Source organism: Streptococcus azizii, from assembly GCF_001984715.1.
Lineage (GTDB): Bacteria > Bacillota > Bacilli > Lactobacillales > Streptococcaceae > Streptococcus > Streptococcus azizii.
In genome coordinates, this window is sequence record NZ_MSPR01000038.1 from 1 (window position 1) to 3,198 (window position 3,198).

Annotated in this window: 1 protein-coding gene; it reads right to left on the bottom strand. The window is 50.0% G+C overall.

What is annotated here, in order from left to right:
• A partial coding sequence (locus BVE84_RS10215) for a MucBP domain-containing protein (protein WP_167366967.1) occupies positions 1 to 3,198 on the bottom strand: 3,198 nt, incomplete at both ends.

Genomic DNA, 3,198 nt, shown 5'->3' on the forward strand with positions numbered 1-3,198 from the left:
GCAATGGTGGGTTATCACTTGGGTTTTCCGGGGTCTCATCGTACGGTACTGGTGGACGGTCGCCTGGGTTTTCCTCACCCGGAACATATGGTAGGTAGCTGCCTAGCTCACGGTAGACGTAGGTGACATCTGTGTTGCCCTCTACCACCTTACCAGTTTCCTGACCTTCTGTCCGCTCTGGAATGAGCTTGTACTTCTTACCATCTTTTTCGATGATGGTTGGTTTCTCGCTGTCGTTTTCACCCGTATTGTAGTCTGTGCCGACTGGTGCGTCAGTGGTATCCGTGTAGTCATCCTTGATGGTGTTACCCTTGGTATCCTTGTAATGAACAACAACCTTACCTTTTTTCACTTCCGGCACTGGATCCTTCTCATACGGCACTGGAGTGTCCTTACCTGGATCATTTGGATCGATGATAGAAGGTGGGACGTAGCCCTTGCTTGGATCATCTGGATCAACCGGCTTCAATGGGTTACCGTCTGGATCTTTCGGTGTGTAGCCAGGAATATGTGGCAATGGCGGGTTGTCACTTGGATTTTCCGGGGTCTCATCGTACGGTACTGGTGGACGGTCGCCTGGATTTTCCTCACCCGGAACATATGGTAGGTAGCTGCCTAGCTCACGGTAGACGTAGGTAACCTCAGTAGTCCCTTCTGCCACTTGACCAGTTTCCTGACCTTCTGTCCGCTCTGGAATGAGCTTGTACTTCTTACCATCTTTTTCGATGATGGTTGGTTTCTCACTGTCGTTTTCACCCGTATTGTAGTCTGTGCCGACTGGTGCGTCAGTGGTATCCGTGTAGTCATCCTTGATGGTATTACCCTTGGTATCCTTGTAGTGAACAACAACCTTACCTTTTTTCACTTCTGGCACTGGATCCTTCTCATAAGGAACTGGAGTATCCTTACCTGGGTCATTTGGATCGATGATAGAAGGTGGGACGTAGCCCTTGCTTGGATCATCTGGATCAACCGGTTTCAATGGGTTACCGTCTGGATCTTTCGGTGTGTAGCCAGGAATATGTGGCAATGGTGGGTTGTCACTTGGATTTTCTGGGGTCTCATCGTACGGTACTGGTGGACGGTCGCCTGGATTTTCCTCACCCGGAACATATGGTAGGTAGCTGCCTAGCTCACGGTAGACGTAGGTGACATCTGTGTTGCCCTCTACCACCTTACCAGTTTCCTGACCTTCAGTCCGCTCTGGCATGAGCTTGTACTTCTTGCCATCTTTTTCGATGATGGTTGGCTTCTCACTGTCGTTTTCACCCGTATTGTAGTCTGTGCCGACTGGTGCGTCAGTGGTATCCGTGTAGTCATCCTTGATGGTATTACCCTTGGTATCCTTGTAATGAACAACAACCTTACCTTTTTTCACTTCCGGAACTGGATCCTTTTCGTACGGCACTGGAGTATCCGTACCTGGGTCATTCGGATCGGTGATAGAAGGTGGGACATAGCCCTTCGTTGGATCATCTGGATCAACCGGCTTCAATGGGTTGCCGTCTGGATCTTTCGGTGTGTAGCCAGGGATATGTGGCAATGGTGGGTTATCACTTGGGTTTTCTGGGGTCTCATCGTACGGTACTGGTGGACGGTCACCTGGGTTTTCCTCATTTGGAATGTACGGTAGGTAGCTGCCTAGCTCACGGTAGACGTAGGTGACATCTGTGTTGCCCTCTACCACTTGACCAGTTTCCTGACCTTCAGTCCGCTCTGGCATGAGCTTGTACTTCTTGCCATCTTTTTCGATGATGGTTGGCTTCTCACTGTCATTTTCACCCGTATTGTAGTCTGTACCGACTGGTGCGTCAGTGGTATCCGTGTAGTCATCCTTGATGGTATTACCCTTGGTATCCTTGTAGTGAACAACAACCTTACCTTTTTTCACTTCTGGCACTGGATCCTTCTCATAAGGAACTGGAGTATCCGTACCTGGGTCATTCGGATCGATGATAGAAGGTGGGACATAGCCCTTCGTTGGATCATCTGGATCAACCGGCTTCAATGGGTTACCGTCTGGATCTTTCGGTGTGTAGCCAGGGATATGTGGCAATGGCGGGTTGTCACTTGGATTTTCCGGGGTCTCATCGTACGGTACTGGTGGACGGTCGCCTGGATTTTCCTCACCCGGAACATATGGTAGGTAGCTGCCTAGCTCACGGTAGACGTAGGTAACCTCAGTAGTCCCTTCCCCTACCTGACCAGTTTCCTGACCTTCAGTCCGCTCTGGCATGAGCTTGTACTTCTTGCCATCTTTTTCGATGATGGTTGGCTTCTCACTGTCATTTTCACCCGTATTGTAGTCTGTACCGACTGGAGACTCTGGTGTATCCGTGTAGTCATCCTTGATGGTATTACCCTCAGTGTCCTTATAGTGGACGATGACGCTGCCCTTCTTGACTTCCGGAACTGGATCCTTCTCGTACGGCACTGGAGTATCCGTACCTGGGTCATTCGGATCGATGATAGAAGGTGGGACATAGCCCTTACTTGGATCATCTGGATCAACCGGCTTCAATGGGTTACCGTCTGGATCTTTCGGTGTGTAGCCAGGGATATGTGGCAATGGTGGGTTGTCACTTGGGTTTTCTGGGGTCTCATCGTACGGTACTGGTGGACGATCGCCTGGGTTTTCCTCATTTGGAATGTACGGTAGGTAGCTGCCTAGCTCACGGTAGACGTAGGTCACCTCAGTAGTCCCTTCTGCCACTTGACCAGTTTCCTGACCTTCTGTCCGCTCTGGAATGAGCTTGTACTTCTTACCATCTTTTTCGATGATGGTTGGTTTCTCACTGTCGTTTTCACCCGTATTGTAGTCTGTGCCGACTGGTGCGTCAGTGGTATCCGTATAGTCATCCTTGATGGTATTACCCTTGGTATCCTTGTAGTGAACAACAACCTTACCTTTTTTCACTTTTGGCACTGGATCCTTCTCATAAGGAACTGGAGTATCCTTACCTGGGTCATTTGGATCGATGATAGAAGGTGGGACGTAGCCCTTCGTTGGATCATCTGGATCAACCGGCTTCAATGGGTTACCGTCTGGATCTTTCGGTGTGTAGCCAGGGATATGTGGCAATGGCGGGTTGTCACTTGGATTTTCCGGGGTCTCATCGTACGGTACTGGTGGACGGTCGCCTGGATTTTCCTCATTTGGAATGTACGGTAGGTAGCTGCCTAGTTCACGGTAGACGT